Annotated in this window: 21 protein-coding genes; 9 read left to right on the plus strand and 12 right to left on the minus strand. The window is 57.0% G+C overall.

Annotated elements, in window-relative coordinates; all coding sequences use genetic code 11:
* Positions 1-11: 11 nt before the first annotated feature.
* The 7 genes from flgF to AB5Z05_RS15305 form a co-directional block, all read right to left on the minus strand.
* A complete protein-coding gene (gene flgF / locus AB5Z05_RS15275; protein WP_005334159.1) occupies positions 12-758 on the minus strand; it encodes a flagellar basal-body rod protein FlgF in 747 nt (248 codons plus the stop codon).
* Positions 759-902: 144 nt separating this feature from the next.
* Positions 903-2,240: a flagellar hook protein FlgE gene (gene flgE, locus AB5Z05_RS15280; RefSeq protein ID WP_021231059.1), complete on the minus strand. Its 1,338-nt coding sequence runs from the start codon at positions 2,238-2,240 to the stop codon at positions 903-905.
* Positions 2,241-2,250: 10 nt separating this feature from the next.
* Positions 2,251-2,991, minus strand: a complete 741-nt coding sequence (locus AB5Z05_RS15285; protein WP_368152102.1) for a flagellar hook assembly protein FlgD — start codon at positions 2,989-2,991, stop codon at positions 2,251-2,253.
* Between the two features lie 15 nt (positions 2,992-3,006).
* Complete coding sequence (gene flgC / locus AB5Z05_RS15290) at positions 3,007-3,426, minus strand: flagellar basal body rod protein FlgC (RefSeq protein WP_279464681.1); 420 nt, start codon at positions 3,424-3,426, stop codon at positions 3,007-3,009.
* Positions 3,426-3,824 (minus strand): flagellar basal body rod protein FlgB, encoded by a 399-nt coding sequence (gene flgB, locus AB5Z05_RS15295; RefSeq protein WP_005334169.1) that lies wholly within the window; start codon positions 3,822-3,824, stop codon positions 3,426-3,428. The genes flgC and flgB overlap by 1 nt, the downstream gene beginning before the upstream one ends.
* 296 nt (positions 3,825-4,120) lie before the next feature.
* Positions 4,121-4,945: a protein-glutamate O-methyltransferase CheR gene (locus AB5Z05_RS15300; protein ID WP_005350656.1), complete on the minus strand. Its 825-nt coding sequence runs from the start codon at positions 4,943-4,945 to the stop codon at positions 4,121-4,123.
* Positions 4,946-4,962: 17 nt separating this feature from the next.
* Positions 4,963-5,874 (minus strand): chemotaxis protein CheV, encoded by a 912-nt coding sequence (locus AB5Z05_RS15305; RefSeq protein ID WP_005334174.1) that lies wholly within the window; start codon positions 5,872-5,874, stop codon positions 4,963-4,965.
* 144 nt (positions 5,875-6,018) lie between these two features.
* Here AB5Z05_RS15305 and flgA point away from each other — a divergent pair, with 144 nt between their 5' ends.
* The 3 genes from flgA to AB5Z05_RS15320 all read left to right on the plus strand — a co-directional run bounded on the left by flgA (position 6,019) and on the right by AB5Z05_RS15320 (position 7,527).
* The gene (gene flgA / locus AB5Z05_RS15310) at positions 6,019-6,702 is read left to right on the plus strand and encodes a flagellar basal body P-ring formation chaperone FlgA (RefSeq protein ID WP_268011342.1); all 684 of its coding nucleotides are present in this window, start codon (positions 6,019-6,021) and stop codon (positions 6,700-6,702) included.
* A gap of 91 nt (positions 6,703-6,793) precedes the next feature.
* On the plus strand, positions 6,794-7,114 hold the full coding sequence (flgM, locus tag AB5Z05_RS15315; RefSeq protein WP_005334177.1) for a flagellar biosynthesis anti-sigma factor FlgM: 321 nt from the start codon (positions 6,794-6,796) through the stop codon (positions 7,112-7,114).
* A complete protein-coding gene (locus tag AB5Z05_RS15320; protein WP_268011325.1) occupies positions 7,111-7,527 on the plus strand; it encodes a flagella synthesis protein FlgN in 417 nt (138 codons plus the stop codon). Before flgM ends, AB5Z05_RS15320 begins: the two co-directional genes overlap by 4 nt.
* Before the next feature lie 36 nt (positions 7,528-7,563).
* Here AB5Z05_RS15320 and yfcE read toward each other — a convergent pair whose 3' ends face one another.
* The gene (gene yfcE, locus AB5Z05_RS15325) at positions 7,564-8,106 is read right to left on the minus strand and encodes a phosphodiesterase (protein ID WP_144712502.1); all 543 of its coding nucleotides are present in this window, start codon (positions 8,104-8,106) and stop codon (positions 7,564-7,566) included.
* Between the two features lie 10 nt (positions 8,107-8,116).
* Positions 8,117-9,754, minus strand: a complete 1,638-nt coding sequence (locus tag AB5Z05_RS15330) for a peptide ABC transporter substrate-binding protein (RefSeq protein ID WP_368152103.1) — start codon at positions 9,752-9,754, stop codon at positions 8,117-8,119.
* A gap of 156 nt (positions 9,755-9,910) precedes the next feature.
* Here AB5Z05_RS15330 and AB5Z05_RS15335 point away from each other — a divergent pair, with 156 nt between their 5' ends.
* Positions 9,911-10,810: a DMT family transporter gene (locus AB5Z05_RS15335; protein WP_115520927.1), complete on the plus strand. Its 900-nt coding sequence runs from the start codon at positions 9,911-9,913 to the stop codon at positions 10,808-10,810.
* 19 nt (positions 10,811-10,829) lie between these two features.
* On the opposite strand, the gene rsuA is transcribed toward AB5Z05_RS15335, so the two are convergent.
* The gene (gene rsuA, locus AB5Z05_RS15340; protein ID WP_368152104.1) at positions 10,830-11,522 is read right to left on the minus strand and encodes a 16S rRNA pseudouridine(516) synthase RsuA; all 693 of its coding nucleotides are present in this window, start codon (positions 11,520-11,522) and stop codon (positions 10,830-10,832) included.
* Between the two features lie 168 nt (positions 11,523-11,690).
* On the opposite strand from rsuA, the gene AB5Z05_RS15345 reads away from it, so the two are divergent.
* Positions 11,691-12,890, plus strand: coding sequence for an HD-GYP domain-containing protein (locus tag AB5Z05_RS15345; protein WP_019446125.1), 1,200 nt, complete (start codon positions 11,691-11,693; stop codon positions 12,888-12,890).
* Positions 12,891-12,907: 17 nt separating this feature from the next.
* Here AB5Z05_RS15345 and AB5Z05_RS15350 read toward each other — a convergent pair whose 3' ends face one another.
* The gene (locus AB5Z05_RS15350) at positions 12,908-13,087 is read right to left on the minus strand and encodes a hypothetical protein (protein WP_368152105.1); all 180 of its coding nucleotides are present in this window, start codon (positions 13,085-13,087) and stop codon (positions 12,908-12,910) included.
* 128 nt (positions 13,088-13,215) lie between these two features.
* A complete protein-coding gene (gene fsa, locus AB5Z05_RS15355; RefSeq protein WP_202001364.1) occupies positions 13,216-13,869 on the minus strand; it encodes a fructose-6-phosphate aldolase in 654 nt (217 codons plus the stop codon).
* Positions 13,870-13,997: 128 nt separating this feature from the next.
* Here fsa and AB5Z05_RS15360 point away from each other — a divergent pair, with 128 nt between their 5' ends.
* From AB5Z05_RS15360 to AB5Z05_RS15375, 4 genes are all read left to right on the plus strand, one after another.
* Complete coding sequence (locus AB5Z05_RS15360) at positions 13,998-14,894, plus strand: glycyl-radical enzyme activating protein (protein ID WP_368152106.1); 897 nt, start codon at positions 13,998-14,000, stop codon at positions 14,892-14,894.
* Between the two features lie 4 nt (positions 14,895-14,898).
* Positions 14,899-17,331: a formate C-acetyltransferase/glycerol dehydratase family glycyl radical enzyme gene (locus tag AB5Z05_RS15365; protein ID WP_368152107.1), complete on the plus strand. Its 2,433-nt coding sequence runs from the start codon at positions 14,899-14,901 to the stop codon at positions 17,329-17,331.
* A gap of 94 nt (positions 17,332-17,425) precedes the next feature.
* Positions 17,426-18,172: a DNA-binding transcriptional regulator YciT gene (locus AB5Z05_RS15370; protein ID WP_098969024.1), complete on the plus strand. Its 747-nt coding sequence runs from the start codon at positions 17,426-17,428 to the stop codon at positions 18,170-18,172.
* A 127-nt stretch (positions 18,173-18,299) separates the two neighbouring features.
* Positions 18,300-20,150 carry an extracellular solute-binding protein gene (locus AB5Z05_RS15375; RefSeq protein WP_368152108.1) on the plus strand — a complete coding sequence of 617 codons (1,851 nt, stop codon included), beginning with the start codon at positions 18,300-18,302 and terminating at the stop codon, positions 20,148-20,150.
* Positions 20,151-20,234 lie beyond the last annotated feature (84 nt).

Genomic DNA, 20,234 nt, shown 5'->3' on the forward strand with positions numbered 1-20,234 from the left:
TAACTCCTTGATTAGCTGATTCGCAGCAGTTGGGTTTGAGCTTCATCATTCTCTTCGGCCGTCTTCATGATTTTGACCTGGGTTTCGAACTGGCGTTGCAGCCGGATCAGGTTGGTCATCTCATCCACCACATTGACGTTGCTCCCCTCAAGGGAGCCGGCAATCAGGCCAACGTTGGCAGAGGCGGGTTCATTCTGGCCATCTTTGCGGCGAAACAGACCATCTTGCCCCTTCTCCACCGCATCGGCGGCCGGGTTGACCAGCTTGATCCGCTGAAAATCTTCCGGCAAGTTGGCGGCTGCCCCTTCCGGTCGACCGCTGATGGTGCCATCCCGATTGATCTCGAGTTTCTCCATCGGCATCGGCAACACGATTGGCTGACCGCCGTCATCCACCACATTCAGACCGGTCGAGGTCTGCAAGTTGCCGGTCGCATTGACCTGCAAATTCCCCATGCGGGTATAGGCTTCACCGCCCTTGGGATCCTGCACGGCAATCCAGCCCGGACCATCCACCGCCACGTCCAGATCCCGTCCGGTGGTCATCAGCATGCCATGCTGCAGGTTCTGACCCGGGCGCTCAGCCATGGCAAAGACCCGGCTTGGCAAGCCCTCTCCGAACGCCTGCATGCTTCTGGCCTGCTCGAAATCGGACTTGAAGCCGGTGGTATTGGCATTGGCGAGGTTGTTGCCCCGAACAGCCAGGCTGTTCATGGTCTCTTTGGCCCCGGACATGGCGATATAAAGCAGGTGATCCATGGAATTCTCCGTCAAACAGATGACTCTGACAGGAGAAATGCAATTAGAGTGCCAACAGCAGAAATATGGGGGGATAAGGAGGATGGGAATGCGACAGAAACAGAGAGGGGGCCAAGCCCCCTCTCATTATCGTTTATTGCGCGATTAACGGATCTGCAGGATGGTCTGCTGCAGCGAACTGTTGACCTCCAGAGAACGGGAGTTGGCCTGGAAGTTACGCTGGGCAGTGATCAAGTCCACTAGCTCCGAGGTCAAATCCACGTTGGACTGCTCCAGCGCTGAAGATTTTATGCTACCAAACGTACCTGAATTAGGAGTACCAGGCAATGCATCCCCTGAGAGCAGGGACTGCCGCCAGGATGTATCACCAACCTGAGTCAATCCTTGCGAGTTCGCAAACTTGGCCAGCGCAACCATAGCCACTTTTAACGTCGTAGCATTACTGTACGTGGCAGACACAACACCGTCCGGCGTAATTTCAACCTTTGTTAGACGGCCTACTGTCGCACCATCCTGAGTCAATTTGTTGACTTCAAAAGGTGAGTTGTATTGGGTAACAGTCCCAAGACGAATTTCCAACGTCTGGGTCGGATCTGCACCATTGTTGATAATCCCTGCACCACCAGCGCCATTGCCCAACGCAACAGTCTTGATAGGTGCAACCGGTATTGTTGTATCCAGCTTACCCGAAGGAGTAAATGTCATCTGCAGACCAGTGGGAATACCTGCTCCTGGACTCGCCGTACCACCATTAATATTTATAGGCTTGTCCCCTTCATACATGAACATACTCCAAGTTCCCGGGTTCAGAGGCTGCCCCGCATTGGCCGGATCTTCATGGCGGACAAAATACTTCGTGATTGTATGGGGAGCACCAAGCGAATCATAAATAGTCACAGATGTTGAATGAGCATATGTTGACGAGTTAGTACGATCAAAATTAGCGGGCAAAGTAGGCTTTGTTTTACTATCAATACTCAAGTTAAAACTTGCCTCCACCAATGAAGTCATTTTAGGCTCACCAGCCCTATCAGGTATTTGAATAGGCTTGGTCGCATTAATACTGACTGCCTTGGGCGTACCATCAGGATTAATCTCATAGCCTTGCAGGTAATGGCCCTGATTATTGACCATATAGCTGTTTTCATTGAGCTTGAAGGCGCCGGCACGGGTATAGGTGCGATCCAGGTTGGTCAATCCATCGGAGGTCACAAAGAAGCCATTCCCCTGAATCGCCAAGTCCAGTGCGTTATTGGTAAATTGCAGCGCCCCCTGGTGGAACTGCTGGGCAACCGCGCCAGTCGCCACACCATTACCGACCTGGGTCTTGGCATTGACAAAGATGGAGTTGGCGTAGACATCCGCAAACTCGGCACGGGACTCTTTAAAGCCCATGGTGTTAACGTTGGCAATGTTGTTGGCGGTGACGTTCAAGTCTTTTTGTGCCGCGTTGACACCGCTCAAGGCATTGTTAAATGACATATCCAGCTCCTTAGATCGATGCTGTCGACGTGGTTTTTGACGGAGCAACCGTCGGATTTGAATTGGTGCCTGAAATTTGCAGAATATTGTTCAGATATTCGCTCCCCAGCCCTCTCAAGTTGAGGCGAGTCGGGTTAGTTGCATTGCCCAAGGCAACGCTATCCACTTTTGCATAAGCGTATGAAGCAATATTTTCCGACTTGCCATCAAGAGTACCGCTAGCTTTGACGACATACTTGCCTGCAGAAACTCGGTTACCAGCCTTGTCTGTACCATCCCAAGCAACTTCAACGTTACCTTTTTGCTCTCCTTCCAGAGGAAACTCTTTGATAACTTGTCCTTTTTCGTCTTCGATAGTGATTTTGATATTCGCATATTTATTAGTAGTACCAACCGCTACGACTGCTGATAGTGGCCCCTCTTTGTCTAAATAGCTTATATTGCTTGGCAGTAGCACATTTTGACCTACCAAAGAGGATGCTTGCAGGGCTTGACTGGAAATCATCTGGTCATTGAGTTTCCCCATCTGGGTAGACAAACTACTGATCCCCTCCGAAGTTGACATGGACGCCATTTGGGAAAGCATCTGGGCATTGTCGACAGGCTTGAAGGGGTCTTGATACGATAATTGCATTGTTAGCAGCTTCATAAATGAAGCCTGATCCAGCTCTTTCTTCGGCGCCGTTGTGCTGCCTGTCGTCTGGGTCGTGGTACGGCTGATGCCGTTCACATTATTGGTTGTATCGACCATGCTGCATCCCTCCTATCAGGACTTGCCAAGCTGGAGCGTCTGCTGCAGCATCTTCTTGGCCGAATCAGCAACCTGTACGTTGGTCTGGTAGCTGCGCGAGGCGTTGATCATGTCGGCCATCTCTTCAACCATGTTGACGTTTGGCTTGAAGATAAAACCGTCTTTGTCCGCTATCGGGTGGTTGGGGTTGTACTCCTTGAGCAGTGGCGCTTTGCTCTCGACAATCCCCTTCACCTCAACCCCGACCGAGCCCTGCTTGTCAGACATCGCCTGATCGAGCTGGGCGGCAAAGACTGGCCGCCTGGCGTGGTAAGTATTTTCCACACTGGAGCTGACGCTGTCCGCGTTGGCCATGTTGCTGGCAACTGTGTTGAGGCGCACTGACTGTGCACTCATAGCCGAGCCTGCTATGTCAAAGACCTTGAACAAACTCATCACTGCTCTCCTTTCAGGGCCTTGAGCAGGCCACTGATCTTGCTATTCATAAATTCAAGGGAGGTTTGATACTCGAGGCTATTGCGCAGAAATTCGCTGCGCTCCTGCTGCACATCGACTGTATTGCCGTCACCGGTATCCGGTTGCAGCGGGTTGCGATATTGCACGGTACCCGGAGCGTCCATATTCAAGGCAAAGTGCTTTTCGCTGGTCGTTGCCAAACCAAACCCCTGATGCGACTGGGCCTCCTGCAATGCCTGAGCAAAATTGATATCCCTGGCTTTGAAGCCCGGGGTATCTGCGTTGGCAATATTGCTGGAAAGCACCTCTGCACGCTTGGCGCGAACGCTTATGGTGTGTTGATGCACACCGAATGCCTTGTCAAATGAAAGAGCCATAGCACACCTCCTGCTTGGTATATTTTGTTTGCAAGAGGTGTGCCATAAGCAAATCTCTCAGTTCGATGGTTTGGGTATGAGCACATTTCAGACCGAAAACGGCAGGAGCATCTCGCGCATTGAGTCAGACGGCATCATTTGGCCACCTTAAGGCTTCAACCACTTTTGCGATGGCGAGATATGGTAGGTAAATAGAAAGACTGAGCTGTAGATAAAGAAAGAGGGAAGCTCGCTGCTTCCCTCTTTACATGAACTGGTTATATCCGGTAAAACCTCGAATATCATGGCCATCAGGCCTATTTGACCTTGTAGACAATCCCCGGATTGCAGCGGATCATCTCAAACCGATCGGTCAACCCGGCCAGTGACTCCGACGCTCCCAGCATCAGATATCCACCGGGATTGAGACTGGCTGCAAACTGGTTGAGGATCTTCGACTTCACTTCCGGCGCAAAATAGATGAGCACGTTACGGCAAAAGATAATGTCAAACTTGCCGAGCAAACTATAACTCTCCAGCAAGTTGAGTGGCCGGAAGGTGGTCAATTTTCTGACTCGCTCGGCAACCCGCATCTTGTTGTCACCGTAAGGCTCAAAAAACATCTTCTTGCGCTCCGGTGACAAACCGCGGGCCAGAGCAAGGCTATCGTAAACGCCTTCCTTACACTGATTGAGCATGGTCGTCGAAATATCCGTCCCGACAATCTGCACGCCACCAGGCAAGGTCCCCGGCTTTTTCATCTGCTGCTCCAGTGCCGTCATGGCAATGGAATAGGGCTCCTGACCTGACGAGGATGCAGCCGACCAGATCTTGATGGGGCGGCCACTTTTCCCCAACTCGGGGAAAATCTTGTCGGTAAGAAGCTGAAACGGATAGGTATCACGAAACCAGAGGGTCTCGTTGGTCGTCATGGCATCCACCACGGCCATTTTCAGGTCACGCTCTCGCACACTCATTGCACGGGTAACCAGATCAGACAGACTCTCGATGCCAAACTGAGCCATCAAAGGTGAAAGACGGCTCTTCACCAGATACTGTTTGTTATCCCCCAGCACAATTCCGCTCTGTACCGCCAGAAAGTTGCTGAACTGTTTGTATAAGTCGTCCGAAAGTGTCTTCATGCAGCTGTTCTTCTTTATTAGAGTGCGTTTTGTACGGCCTTGGCCAATTCATCAGGCTGGAACTTGGCGATAAAATTGTTCGCACCAACTTTCTGCACCATTGCCTGGTTGAATACTCCACTGAGCGAGGTATGCAGAATAACATGCAAATCCTTGAGATTGGGATTATTCCGGATCTCGGCAGTGAAGGTATAGCCATCCATTTCCGGCATTTCGATATCCGAAATAACCAGCGCAACCTGATCCTTGATAGGACCATTTTTGGTCATTTCCAGCAGCATGTTCAATGCTTCGCGGCCATCTTTTGCCAACACGCACTCGACACCGATAGCCTCAAGCGCACGTTGTACCTGTTTGCGTGCCACTGAGGAGTCATCCGCAACAAGAACAGGACGCCCCAGAGTCGGATGGTCGACACTGGCCTGGACCAGCTCCTCACTCACATCCGTTGCAACCGGCGAAATTTCGTTCAATATCCGCTCAACATCAAGGATTTCGACCAACTCGCCATCGACTTCAGTCACGGCTGTCATGTAGTTGATGCGACCCGCACCTTTAGGCGGAGGCAGGATGGATTCCCAGTTCATATTGATGATGCGCTCGACCGAATGCACCAGAAAACCCTGAATAGAGCGGTTGTACTCGGAGATGATAATGAAGCATTTACTCAGATCATCAATCGGGCGTTTACCAACCGCCATGCTGAGGTCGATGACCGAGATAGTCTGGCCACGAATATGAGCCACTCCGCGAATGCAGGAGTTCAATTTGGGCATCACGGTCAAGGGGGGACACTGCAACACTTCACGCACTTTGAATACGTTGATGCCAAATCTTTGACGTCCATTGAGACGAAACAACAACAACTCCAGCCGGTTTTGCCCCACTAGCTGGGTACGTTGGTTGACCGAGTCCAGGATACTGGCCATAAACACTCCCTAAAAACGCTTGGCATTAATCATGCATGCGTGATGGATTGCGTCAGACTATCGATGTGACAACGAACAGATTCTGAAGCAATCATAGTTAAATATGGTGATATGCGTGAACAACTTATCGACCAACGAGCGAAAATGATTAACCGACTTTTACTCATCAGCCTCTTTTTTGGCAGCATATCTTCCAGCTACGCCTCGGACGTCACTACTTATCTGCAAGAAAAGGCACAAGAGTTCGTTTACAGCCAGCTGGATATTCCGTTGGATGCCAGAGCTGAGGTCACCTCTGCCACGCTGGATGAACGGCTCCCACTGACCCGCTGCGAAGATCTGCTCACTATCAGCTTACCAGCAAAAATGGAAATTCGCCGTAATACAACAGTTTACCTTAAATGTGAGGCAGAGAGGCCCTGGGACGTCTATCTCCCGGTGCGGGTCAGCATTCAAAAGCCCTATGTCACTGTGACCAACCCCATCGCCAAGGGGGACCTGCTGAGTGAAAGCCAGCTGGTGTTGGCCTATCAAGATCAGACCCTCATCCGCGGCGACTACCTGACTGACACCGCCCCTCTTATCGGAGTACGCAGCAAGCGGGAGCTAAAACCGGGGCAACCCATCCGTTTGAGCCAGGTTTGTGTCGTGTGCAAAGGGGATCAGGTCACCCTGACGGCAGAAAATAGCAACTTCCAGATCAAAACCATGGCCCGAGCCTTGCAAGATGGCAGCTTCGGAGAGATCATCAAACTCGTCAATATTCGCTCCGGCAAAACCGTTGAGGGTAAAGTCAGTGCGGTAGGTGCCGTATCGGTCACTTTTTAAATCCGGATCCTTGACAACTTTTTTCTAAAGTTTTGATCTGCCGCACCGATAAACAGGTAAGCAAACCTTAAAGCAGACGAAGGTAACTAAAATGGCCATCAACAATATCAACAACTTGGCGAATAATCGGTTGCAAAATACCGCTAATAGCCAGGGGACAGGCAGCAAGTCAGTCACCTCATCGCCCGAAAACAAAGCGGCTACTGTCAAGCTGGACTCCGTCTCCTTGACCAGTGAGGCGCAACAATTGCAAAAGATGCAACAAAACCTCAATACCGCCTCGACCGGCAATGAGAGCAAGGTCGAACGGCTGAAAAAAGCCGTCGCGAGTGGCGAATATCAGGTTAACAGCGACGCTGTGGCCAAGAAGATGTTCAGTTTTGAGGCCAATCTGGACAAAGTTCTGGGATGATGGACTTACCTTCGTTACTGCACACCCAAGATGATTACCTCAGCCAGATGCAAGGCATTCTGGAAGAGGAGTTCAGCTTGCTCGAACAGCATCAGGCACTGGCCCTGCCCGCACTGACCGAGCGCAAACAGCAGATGCTTGCTGCGATAGAAACTCTGGACAAGACACTGGCAGAGATACCGGAACTGGCACTGCAGCTGGCAGCCTATCCCGACGAGATGGCGCAGCTTCGTGCAAAACTGGATGCTTGCCAGGCACAAAATGATATCAACGGTCGCTTGCTTGAATTGAGCATCGTATCAAACCGTCGTCTGGCAACCTTTCTGAGTCAGCTGCGCGATCGCAACAGCCTGACCTATGACGCCAAGGGCAACACTCGCTCTGGCACCCGCTCCTACGGTATCAAGGCCTGACATCTCTTATCAGGCCTTGCATTTTTACTGTCCGTTTTAAAGCACCAGTCGCAACAACTCTCGCCCGTCCTCACACGCATTGACGCGCAGTACCCCGCCCTCATAGCTCCCGTAACTGGCAGGCAACTCGCCGCGCGGGAAACAAATCGATCCCGGGTTCATCAAGATCCGTTCCCCCTGCCACTCCAGCACAGGCACATGGGTGTGGCCGCTCAGGAACAGACTACCCGGCGGTAGCTGTACCTCGTCCGGGCGATAAAGATGGCCATGGCTGACAAACCAGCGCCGCTCATCGACCAGCAACTGGTTGTAGGGGGCTGTGATGGGAAAGCGCAACAGCATCTGATCCACTTCGGAATCACAATTGCCCCGCACCGCGATGATCTGCGGTGCCAGCTCGTTGAGCCGATCAGCCACGGCGGCAGGGTTATATCCCTCCGGCAGAGGATTGCGCGGGCCATGGTTGAGCAGATCGCCGAGCAGCAGATAGTGGTCCGGCTGCCAGGGCTCAAGTTGGGTCAGCACCCGTTCCAGCGCAATGATGCTGCCGTGGATGTCGGAAATGATGGCAAGTTTCATGAAATGCACCTCACTGCGGGCTGAAATAGAGATCCTTGGTGGCAATCGTCCCTTTCAAATTCTGGCTGGGCAGCCCTCGCAGCGCGGGATCGACCAGTCTCATCTGATTGTAATGATACACGGGGAGGATCGGCGCCTCCTCAAGCAGCAACTGTTCGGCATGTCGGTAGAGTTCAACCCGACTCGCGCTGTCCAGCGTATTGGCTGCCTGCTCCAGCAACAGATCAAAATCGGGATTGCAGTAGCCGCTCTCGTTGCGCAGATCCTGACAACGGAAGCTGCCCAGCATGGCTGACGGCTCCACGTAATCGCCAAACAGGAAGCTTCTGGCCACCTGAAAATCACCGCTATCCTTGGCCACCTGATAGGCGCCCCACTCCAGACTGTTGAGAGTGACCTGTACCCCCAGCTTCTGCCACATGGCGGCAATGGCCATCGCCATCTGCTTGTGGGTTTCTGCGCTGTTGTAGGTAATGCTCAGCTTGAGTGGATTGGCACTGTTATACCCGGCCGCTGACAGCAGCGCTGCCGCTTTGGCCTGGCGGGTTGGCATATCCTCAAGCGCCACAGGCAATATCACCCGGGGGTAACCCGGCATCTCCGGCAACAGCGACCATGCCGCCTGTTCATCCTGCCCGCTCACCGATCCAATGAGCTGCTGTCGATCAACCGCCATGGAGAGCGCCTGACGCACCCGCACATCCTGCAGTTCGGGGCGCTTCAGATTGAACGCATAGAGATAGGTGCCAAACAGCGGCAAGCCCCAGAGCCGCTCCGGAGATTCGCGCTTCATCTTCTGGTAATAGCCGAGGGAGACCTTGTTGGTGAGCTGTATTTCACCAGCCTCATAGCGCAGCCGTTCGGCATGTTGCGAAGTGATCGGCAGATAGGTAACCCGTCGGATACGGGTGTGAAGGTCATCCCAGTAGTGGATATTGCGCTCGGCTTCTATCCGCTCGTTTGGCGTCCAACTTGTCAGCCGGTAAGCACCATTGCTCACCAGCTTGCCGGGCTCGGTCCACTGTTTGCCAAATTTAGCTATCGCCTTCTGATTGACCGGCACAAAGGGGCGCTGACTGATGAGCTGCAGGAAATAGGGAGCCGGCCGCTCCAGGGTGATTTTTAGGATCTGATCGCTTTGCGCTTCAATGCCCAGATTGCCGAGCTCCAGCGCACCGGCATAGATGGATTGCGCATTGTTGATCCCCGTCGCCAGCAGCAATCCGGCAGAAGGGGAGTTGATGGCCGGATCGAGCAGACGGCGCCAGGCATAGACGAAATCAGCGGCCACCAGCGGCTCGCCATTGGACCATTTCAGTTGAGGGCGCAGGAAGAATCGCCACTCCAGCCCATCGTCACTCACCTCCCAGCGCTGGGCCTGAGCAGGAACGATATTCCCCTGCCCATCATCACTGACCAGCCCTTCAAACAGATCGACCAGTACCGCCTCCCCCGGAAAACCGGAGCGCACCAGCGCAGGATCCAGCGACTCCGGCTCGGCACCGTTGCCCTTTACCAGGGTTTGCCGATCGGCAAGCAGAGGCTGCTGCTCAACGGTGGTGGCATGGGCCAGGGGCCCAGCCAGCGCGGCAAGCAATAGCGGGGAGAGCCAGCGTTGCGCCAGCTTGGGGAAGAAACCATACCTCATGACAAAACCTCGAATAAAACCACTGCAGGAGGGGAAGGCCGACGGCGCGCCTGATGAATGCCTGATGCCGCTCTTGTTATCCCCGAAAACGCCCCGTATTGTATCGGGCTTGCCCGGGAGATGGAGTCTTTCGGGTTAATTTTTTCAGGAGTTTTTATGGGTTATGAGTGGCTGGCCCTGGCGTCGGCCAGTTTATGGGCAGTTGCAGCGCTAATTTCGGTCAAACCGGCCCGTCATCTCGGCGCATTTGCCTACAGCCGCTGGCGCATGTTTCTGGTCAGCCTGATGCTCGGCACCATGAGTCTGCTCACCGGTGGCTGGCAAACCCTCACCGCAAGCGCCCTGCCCCTACTCGCCATCTCGGGGCTGGTCGGCATCTTCGTGGGCGATACCGCGTTGTTTGCCTGCATGAACCGGCTGGGGCCAAGACGCAGTGCCCTGCTCTTCTCCTGCCATGCGCTGTTTTCCGCCCTGCTTGGGCTCTGGCTCTTTAATGAACAGCTGACAGGCTGGCGACTGCTGGGGGCCATGCTGGTCTTTGCTGGCGTAATGCTGGCGATCCTGTTTGGCAGACGCAGTAGCAGCAACGAGTGGGAGCAGATCCGTGGCAATCTGGCGCTGGGGATTGGCCTTGGCCTGACGGCGGCACTGTGTCAAAGCGTGGGAGCCATCATCGCCAAGCCAGTGATGATGAGTGGTGAGGTGGATGCGGTGAGTGCATCGGGTATCCGGATGGGCAGTGCCCTGCTGGCCCACTGCGTCCTGCGGCTGGGGCGCTTGCCGCTGGCCATGCCGCTCAAACCGGTCAATCGACATATCCTCGCCATGATTGCCACCAACGGTTTTCTGGCGATGGGGCTGGGGATGACGCTGATCCTGATGGCGCTGCGGCAGGGAGAGGTGGGCATGGTGGCCATTCTCTCCTCCACCACGCCGGTACTGCTGCTGCCGCTGTTGTGGTGGCACTCGGGGGAGCGGCCATCCGTTGCCGCCTGGGCGGGGGCACTGATTGCCACCCTGGGCACGGCGCTGGTGCTGGGTTTCAGCACTCACTGACACCCGGCGCCATCCCTGATCAGAACAGGGCTATCTCCTCAGCGGTCAGCTCGCGGTATTCACCAGGGGCCAGCTCGTCATCCAGCGTCAAACCGCCCACCCGCTCGCGATGCAAGCCAACGACCTTGTTGCCGATGGAGGCAAACATCCGCTTGACCTGATGGTACTTGCCTTCGTGGATGGTCAGGCGGGCCTCGCACTCGCCGAGAATTTCCAGCTGGGCAGGACGGGTTTTATCGGTCTCGTTACGCAGGTAGACCCCTTCGGCGAACAGCTCGATTGCATCCGGGCTTACCGGATCGGCCAGCCAGACGTGATAGGTCTTGGCACACTCATGGCGCGGCGAGGTGATGCGGTGGGACCACTGACCGTCGTCGGTCACCAGCACCAGCCCAGTGGTGTCGAGGTCGAGGCGCCCCACTACATGCAGCTTGCCCATCGCCGGTTCATCCATCAGGAAGAAGACGGTCGGGTGATCCGGATCCTCGTTGGAGCAGACATACCCTTCCGGCTTGTACAGCATGAAATAGCGGTTGCGCTGCTCCAGTGTCAGCAGCACGCCGTCAAACTCGATCTGGCTCTGCTCATTGATATGAAAGGCGGGCTGCTTGACCACAATGCCATCCACCATGACCTCACCCTGACGGATCAGTTTGCCTGCCAGCGAGCGGGTCAAATCGGAACAATCGCACAGAAATTTATCAAGCCGCATTCACAACCTCGGAGTCCAACAAGTAAAGGGGCGTCATTATATCGGGCGGGGGCGACAACGCCACTGTTAAGGGGTTGCCAATTATGACGAACTGGTCATCCGATGTTACACTTCTCCGGTGTGACCCATCCGAACGATACTCATAATAATAAGACTCAGGAAGCCCTCATGAAGTCTCAAGCATCCTATCCCGTCATTCCCGTCAACCAGCTGAAACCCGGCATGTATGTTATTGCTATCGCCAGCCAGACAGGTGGGATGGAGATCGCCCAGATGGGCTTGGTGACCAGCGTGGCGCAAATTGCCAATCTGGTGCGTCAGGGGGTGCTTACGGTACGCATCGATCTGGCCCGCAGCAAGCTGGGCAGTGCCGAGAGTGACGCCGTTACCTCCCCCGATCTCAATGCCAACAGCGCCCAGGTAGGGCGCCGTGCCAGTGCCAACGGCGAAGGACGGGAGCTTAAAATCCGCCGCCTTTATCAGGAAGCGCGCGAGCTGCAAGGCAAGTTCATTCGCCACCTCAAAGCGGGTGAACCCATCGACATCACCCCGCTGGCCGAAGTCGCCGAAGAGATGGTGGACACCATGTTCACCCACGGCGATGCCATGCTCTGTCTGGCCCGTATTCGCGCCAAGGATGCCTACCTGATGGAGCACTCCATGAACGTGGCTATTCTGCTGGCCAACTTCGGCCGCTATCTGGGGCTTGAGCGCAGCGTGCTCAAGGAGTTGACCCTGGGTGGCCTGCTGCACGACGTGGGCAAGATCATGACCCCGGACGAGGTGCTCCACAAACCGGGCAAGCTGACCGATGAGGAGTTCGCCATCATGCGTCAGCATGTGGTGCACAGTTACGAGATCCTCAGCAATACCCCTGGCATCACCCCCACCATGCTGGAGGTGGCCGCCAACCACCACGAGCGGCTCGATGGCTCCGGCTACCCGCAGCGACTCAAGGGGGAGCAGCTATCTCTCTATACCCGGATGAGCGGCATCGTCGATGTCTATGATGCCATCACTGCAGATCGGGTCTACAAAGCAGGTATGCAGCCAACCCAGGCCTTCCGCATTCTGCTCAAGGGGATCAATCAGCACTTTGATGCCGAGCTGGTCACCAAGTTCATCAAGTGCATGGGGGTATATCCGGTGGGAACCCTGGTACAGCTCTCAAACCAGCGCCTGGCTATCGTGATGCAGCGCAACGAGCAGCAGCCGCTCAAGCCAGTGGTCAAGGTGATCTATCACGCCACCCAGCGTCACTACCTCGAGGTACAGTGGCTGGATCTGGCCAAGTCAGGGGTGCAGGAGAGCATCGAAAACACGGTCGACCCCAAAGAGTTTGGCATCAACCTCGCCAACTTCTTCTAATCCCTCACCTCGGATCTTCATGATTGGCGCTGGTTGTCGAGCCAGTGCCGGATCAGAAACTCCTCATCCAGCGGTGAGAGATCAAAACGCAGACTGGCCTCTTCAATGGCGGCGAGATCGTGCTGGTGATGCTCGCTGAGCCAAAGCACCGCACGACGCAAATCTTCACCATGGGGGAGTAGCAGATGGTCGCTCATGGGATACCTCCGGTAGACTGCAGGGCGGCCCGCGAACGTGGCCACCTCTTTCCAGTCTAGTCGGTCAATCCCCATCACCCGCGCTTCTTCACCCCCCCTCAATCACGGCAATCAGCTTGCCACCGGGATCAGCGACCGAAAGCGCGCTGCCAATCCTGATCGAACTTCACCAGCGCCGCATCCACCGCCGGCACGTTCAGCAGCTGCTCCGCCACATCAAGCGGCAAGGTGATCGATTGGCAACCGGCCAGCAGGCAGTCGAGCGCTTGGCGCGGGGTACGGAATGACGCCGCCAGCACCTTGCTGTTCGGTGCGTGCAGCGCAAGCAGCTGTTGCAACTCCTGCACGGTGGCAATGCCATCGCCCCCCTGGGCATCCAGCCGGTTAACGTAGGGCGCGACATATTCCGCCCCCGCCACCGCCGCCAGCCAGCCCTGCAGCGGGGTATAGACAGCGGTGCCCAGCGTCGGCACCCCATTGGCTGTCAGGCTCTTGATGGCAGCCAGCCCCTCTGCGCATACCGGGATTTTGATCACCAGATCCGGGTCCAGCTCACGCAGAGCGAACGCCTCGCGCACCATCTCGGTTTCGGTTTTGGCCATCACCTGGGCAAACAGGCGCGCCTTGGGCCCCAGCACGTCGCGCAGGGTGGGCAGCAGCTCACAGAGCGGCAATCCCCCGGCGGCGGTAATGGAAGGATTGGTGGTGACACCGGCCAACGGCAGGATCCGTGACCAGCGACGCACTGCCGCCACATCAGCGGTATCGAGATACAGCTCCATCTCTAACTCCTTAACGGGATGTTCAATATGTCGCCATTCTAGCGATAAAATATCTGCAAATAGCTTGATCGAAATCAAATCAACTTTCGAATGAAAGCAAATAGAATGCAAATACAAAAGGAGGCGGTATGATTTTCGACCTGCAACGATATTCAACTCACGACGGCCCCGGCATTCGCACCCTGGTGTTTCTCAAGGGGTGCTCGCTGGCCTGTCTGTGGTGTCAAAACCCGGAAAGCCGCTCTCCCAAGCCGGACATACTACTAGACCGGCGCCAGTGCATCGAGGGATGCCAGCTATGCAGCCAGGCGTGTCCGGCAATCTTGCGTGACAGCGAGGGCATCCAGCTCAGCCGTTCGGCCCTCAAGGCCGGCGATATGGAACGGCTGCGCGGCCTCTGCCCCAGCGAAGCGCTGCAGGTGTGCGGCCGGGATGAAACGCTGGACACCCTGATGGACACCATCCTGCGGGATCATCCCTTCTTCGAACGCAGCGGCGGTGGCGTCACCCTCTCCGGTGGCGAGCCTTTTATGCAGCCCGACTTTGCCGCCGCTTTGCTGGCCCGCTGCAAGGCCGAAGGGCTGCACACGGCGGTCGAGAGCTGCCTGCATGTGCCCTGGCACCAGATTGAGCCAAGCCTCCACTCACTGGATCTGGTGCTGGCGGATCTCAAACACGTGGATAAAGAACGCTTCTTCCACTGGACCCGCGGCAAGGTGGAGCTGCCCATCGCGAACCTCAAGCGCCTCGCCGAGCGCGGCGTGCCGATGCAGATCCGGATGCCACTCATTCCCGGCTTCAATGCCGACCACGCATCGATCGAAGCCATCACCGACACCGCTGCCAGCCTCGGCACCGTGCAGGAGATCCACTTCCTCCCCTACCACACCTTAGGCGTGGGCAAATATGCCCTGCTGGATCTGCCCTATCAGGCGCCGGAGACACCGCTCGACGACCCCGATTTACTCCACTTTGCCCATGCATACGCCCAACGTCAGGGGCTGACCCCTGTGACCAGAGGATAAGATCATGACCCAGCTCGACCTCAATACCCTCAGCCCGCGGCTCCGCACCCACAAAGAGAGCCTGATCCACATCGTTCAGCCACCGGTCTGCACCGAGCGTGCCCGCCACTACACCGAGGCCTATCAGGCTAACCTCGCCCGCCCGCTGCCGGTGCGCCGCGCCCTGGCGCTGGCTCATCACCTCAAGGAACGCACCATCTGGATCAAGCACGACGAGCTCATCGTCGGCAATCAGGCCAGTCAGGTGCGGGCGGCGCCGCTGTTTCCCGAATACACGGTGAGCTGGATTGAGAAGGAGATCGACGAGCTGGCAGACCGCCCCGGTGCCGGTTTTGCGGTCAGCGAAACCGACAAGGCGATCATCCACGCCCTCACCCCCTTCTGGCGCGGCCAGACGGTGCAGGATCGCTGCTTCGGCCTCTTTACCGACGAGCAAAAAGCGCTGCTGGAGAGCGGCATCATCAAGGCTGAGGGCAACATGACCTCGGGGGATGCCCACCTCGCGGTCAACTATGAGGAGCTGCTCACGCTGGGGCTCGATGGCTTCAAGGCCAAGGTGGCCGAGCGGCGCAGTCGGCTGGATCTGGCGGATTGGGCCGACCTGCAGCGCGAGCAGTTCCTGCACGCCGTCGCCATCACCCTGGATGCGGTCAGCGATCATATCGGGCGCTACACCATCCTGGCTGGCGAAATGGCCCAGCAGGAATCACGACAAGATCGTCAAGCCGAGCTGCAGACCATTTCGCTCAACTGCGCCCACATCGCCCACCAGCCCCCCGAGACCTTCTGGCAGGCGCTGCAACTCTGCTACTTTATCCAGCTCATTCTGCAGATCGAATCCAACGGCCACTCGGTGTCGTTTGGCCGGATGGATCAGTACCTCTACCCCTGGTATCGCCGCGAAGTAGAGCTGTCGGAATCCCTGCCGCGTGAGCGCGCCATCGAACTGCTGCAAGGGTGCTGGCTCAAGTTGCTGGAGGTGAACAAGATCCGCTCCGGCACCCACTCCAAGGCCTCCGCCGGCAGCCCGCTCTATCAAAACGTCACCATCGGCGGCCAGAACTGGCGCGATGGTACGGCCCATGACGCTGTCAACGGCCTCTCCTACGCGATTCTGGAGTCCTGTGGCCAGCTGCGATCCACTCAGCCCAACCTCTCGGTGCGCTACCACGCCGGGATGAGCGAGGATTTCCTCGACGCCTGCATTCAGGTGATCCGCTGCGGCTTTGGCATGCCCGCCTTCAACAACGACGAGGTGGTGATCCCCGAGTTCATCAAGCTCGGGGTAAGCGTGGAGGATGCCCATCACTACGCCGCCATCGGCTGCATCGAGACCGCCGTGCCCGGCAAGTGGGGCTACCGCTGCACCGGCATGAGCTTTATCAACTTCGCCCGCATCCTGCTGGCGGCGCTCGATGGTGGCCGCGATGCCACCACCGGCAAGGTATTCCTGCCCCAGCCCCAGTCGCTGCGAGACGGGAGCTTTGGCAACTTTGACGAGGTGATGGCCCGCTGGGACGAGCAGGTGCGCTACTTCACCCGCAAATCCATCGAGATCGACTGCGTGGTCGACAGCGTGCTAGAGGCTCAAGCCCACGACATCCTCTGCAGCACGTTGGTGGATGACTGCATCGAGCGCGGCAAGACCATCAAGGAGGGGGGCGCCGTCTATGACTGGGTCTCCGGTCTGCAGGTGGGGATCGCCAACCTCGGCAACAGTCTGGCGGCCCTGAAGAAACTGGTGTTCGAGCAAGGTGTAGTGGATCAGCAAGAGCTGGCCGCCGCACTGGAGCAAGACTTTGTCGGGCTGGCGGGGGAGCAGTTGCGCCAGCGCCTCACCAACGCCGCCCCCAAATATGGCAACGATCTGGACGAGGTTGACCTGCTGCTGGTGCAGGCTTACCAGAGCTACATCGACGAGCTCAAAGGGTTGCACAACACCCGCTTCGGCCGTGGCCCCATCGGCGGCACTTACTATGCCGGCACCTCCTCCATCTCCGCCAACGTGCCCTTCGGTGCCGCCACCATGGCTACCCCGGATGGACGCCACGCCCGCACGCCGCTAGCGGAAGGGGCCAGCCCCTCGTCGGGTTCGGATCGTCTCGGCCCGACGGCGGTGTTCAACTCCATCGGCAAGCTGCCCACGGCGGCCATCCTCGGCGGGGTGCTGCTCAACCAGAAGCTGAGTCCGGCCAGCCTTGAAAACGACCGAGACAAGGCAAAGCTGATGAGCCTGCTGCGCACCTTCTTCGAGGTACACAAGGGGTGGCACGTGCAGTACAACAACGTCTCGCGGGAGACCCTGCTGGCGGCCAAGGCCAATCCGGATCAGTACCGGGATCTGGTAGTCCGGGTGGCGGGCTATTCAGCCTTCTTCACCGCCTTATCCCCGGATGCGCAAGATGATATTATCGCCCGCACCGAGCACAGTCTCTGACGGGGCGCTCCCCATGGCGCCTGTGACGTCATATGATTGGCATGCCACCCTCGGGTGGCTTGCCGCTATCCACCACCTTGCATGCGAGCGCACCATGAATCCACGCCACCAACTGATCCTCACTCTGGTCCATCAGGCTCGCAAGATGAGCGTGAGTGAGCTCTCCCAACACACCGGCGTCTCCGAGGTGACGGTGCGCAACGACCTCACCGCGCTGGAGAAACAGGGGCTGCTCAGACGGGTACATGGCTCGGCCATGGCGCTGGAGACCGATGACCCGGATGCCCGGATGAACATCAATTACCTGCTCAAGGAGCGCCTCGCCGAGCGGGCCGCCCAGCTGGTGGAAGATGGCGAGACGGTCTTTATCGAAGGGGGCAGCGCCAACGCCATGCTGGCGCGCCATCTGGCCCTGCACAAACGGGTCACCATCATCACCATCAGCAGCTATATCGCCCATCTGCTCAAAGACACCCCGGCTCAGGTGGTGCTGCTCGGCGGGCTGTTCCAGCATCAGAGCGAGAGCGTGGTGGGGCCGCTGACGCGCCTCTGTATCGAGCAGGTGCACTTCTCCAAGGCCTTTATCGGGGTCGACGGTTTTCACCCCGAGGTGGGCTTTACCGGCCGCGACATGATGCGGGCCGATGTGGTCAACAGCGTGCTGGCCAAGGGGATGACCAATGTGGTGATCACCGACAGCAGCAAATTTGGCGCCATCCACCCGAGCCAGCTTGGCGCGCCGGGCCAGATCAAGGTGCTGGTCACCGACGATGCCCTGCCCGCCCCCATGCGTGCGGCCATCGCAGCCAAGGGGATCACCCTGCACTGCGTTGCGGCCTAGGCCACCCGCTAATTCACGCTATTTCATTGACCTGACAGGATAAAATTTTCATGATGAGCCAGTCCCCATCGGGACTGACATCACCAGTGCGTGATCTGCAGGAAGCAGACTTCAGGAGAGCAAGGACATGCCATCGACCATCACCGCCGGGGAGCGCCGACTCTCCCCTATCATTCGCGCCACCGCCATCACCCTGACCCTGTGCTGGAGCCCGTTTGGCTGGAGTGCCACGCTGCCTGCCGACTTGAAGTGGGAGAGCAACAACCAGGATCCTCTCTATGCCGATCCGGCCGCCAAACGCGGCGGCACCTTTCGCACCTTTATGACCAGCTTCCCCCTGACCCTGCGCAAATATGGCCCCGACTCCAACGGCGGCTTTGCCGGTTACGTGCGGGAAACCAACCTGCCACTGCTGAGCACTCATCCCGTCACCGGCAACCCCATGCCGATGCTGGCAAACGAGTGGGCCTTCGGCGCCGACAACAAGACCCTCTATTTTCGCATCAATCCCAAGGCGCGCTGGTCAGACGGCCAGCCGGTCACCGCCGATGACTGGCTCTTTACCCTCAAGATGATGCGCAGCAAAGAGATCAACGACCCTTGGTACAACAACTACTACAGCACCCAGATAGCCGATATCACCAAGTTTGATGATCACACCCTGGCCATCACCAGCGGCACCGAAAAGAGCCGCCAGGATCTGCTCGAGTCACTGCCCATCAGCCCGGAGCCGAGCCACGCCATCAAGCTCACCGCCAACTGGGTCAAGGAGTACAACTGGAAGGTGTTGCCAGTCACCGGCCCCTATCAGATCGATCAGGTGAAAAAGGGTAAATCGGTCACCTTCAAGCGGATTGAAAACTGGTGGGGAGATGACGAGCGCTACTTCCAGCATCGCTTCAACCCCGCGCGGATCGAGATCAAGGTGCTCAGGGATCTGAACATCGCCTGGCAGCACTTCCTGCGCGGCGATCTCGACACCTTTCCGCTGGTGATGCCCAACTGGTGGCACGACAAGACCAAAACCGCGGAGTTCGAGAAGGGTTATATCGCGCGTACCTGGTTCTACAACCAGACCCCGCAATCGCCAATGGGGCTCTATCTCAACACCACCGATCCGCTGCTGAATAATCTAGATGTGCGGCTCGGGATCCAGCATGCCCTCAACCTCGACAAGATGCTCACCACCCTGCTGCGGGGGGATTACCAGCGACTCAACAGTTATGGCTCAGGTCAGGGTGAGTTTACCAACAGCGAGATCAAGGCCCGTCCGTTCGATCCCAAACTGGCGCGGGAATACTTTGCCAAGGCAGGCTTTAACAAAGTGGGGCCGCAGGGGATTTTGCAAAACGACAAGGGGCAGTCACTGACCCTCGCCATCACCTACACCACCGCAGAGCACGCCCAGCGGCTCACGCTGTTGCGGGAAGAGGCCAAGAAGGCGGGGCTTAATCTGGAGCTCAACCTGATGGATGCCTCAGCCGGTTTCAAATCGATGCTGGAGAAAAAGCACCAGAGCGCCTGGATGGCCTGGGCTGGCAGCCGCTATCCCGTCTATTGGGAGTTCTTCCACAAGATCAACGCCAACAAACCCCAGACCAACAACATCATGAACATCGATGACGATGCCATCACTGCGCTGGTGGAGCAGTATGACAAGGAGTTCGACTTTGCCAAAAAGGCGGCCCTGTCACGGCAGATCCAGCAGCGGCTCTATGAGCTGGCCTGCTTCGTGCCTGCGTATCAGGTGCCCTACACCCGGGAAGGGGCATGGCGCTGGATCAAACTGCCAAAAGTACCAGCAACCCCCAAGAGCGAGCAGCTCTACTGGCCCCTCGGTGGCGACAACAGCGGTTACAGCTATGGCGGTCTGCTGTGGATCGATGAAGAGCTAAAATCCGAGACCAGGGCAGCCATCAAGAGTGGCAAGACCTTCCCGGCCAAGCCCATCATCGACACCACCTATCGCCAGCCCTGATAGCCACAACTCATTTGGCAAACAGACCTAAAACAAAGACCCCGCCAGATAGCGGGGTCTTTGTTGGCAACCGGTGTTGCGAAT

The organism is Aeromonas sp. R2-4, from assembly GCF_040908365.1.
GTDB lineage: Bacteria > Pseudomonadota > Gammaproteobacteria > Enterobacterales > Aeromonadaceae > Aeromonas > Aeromonas veronii.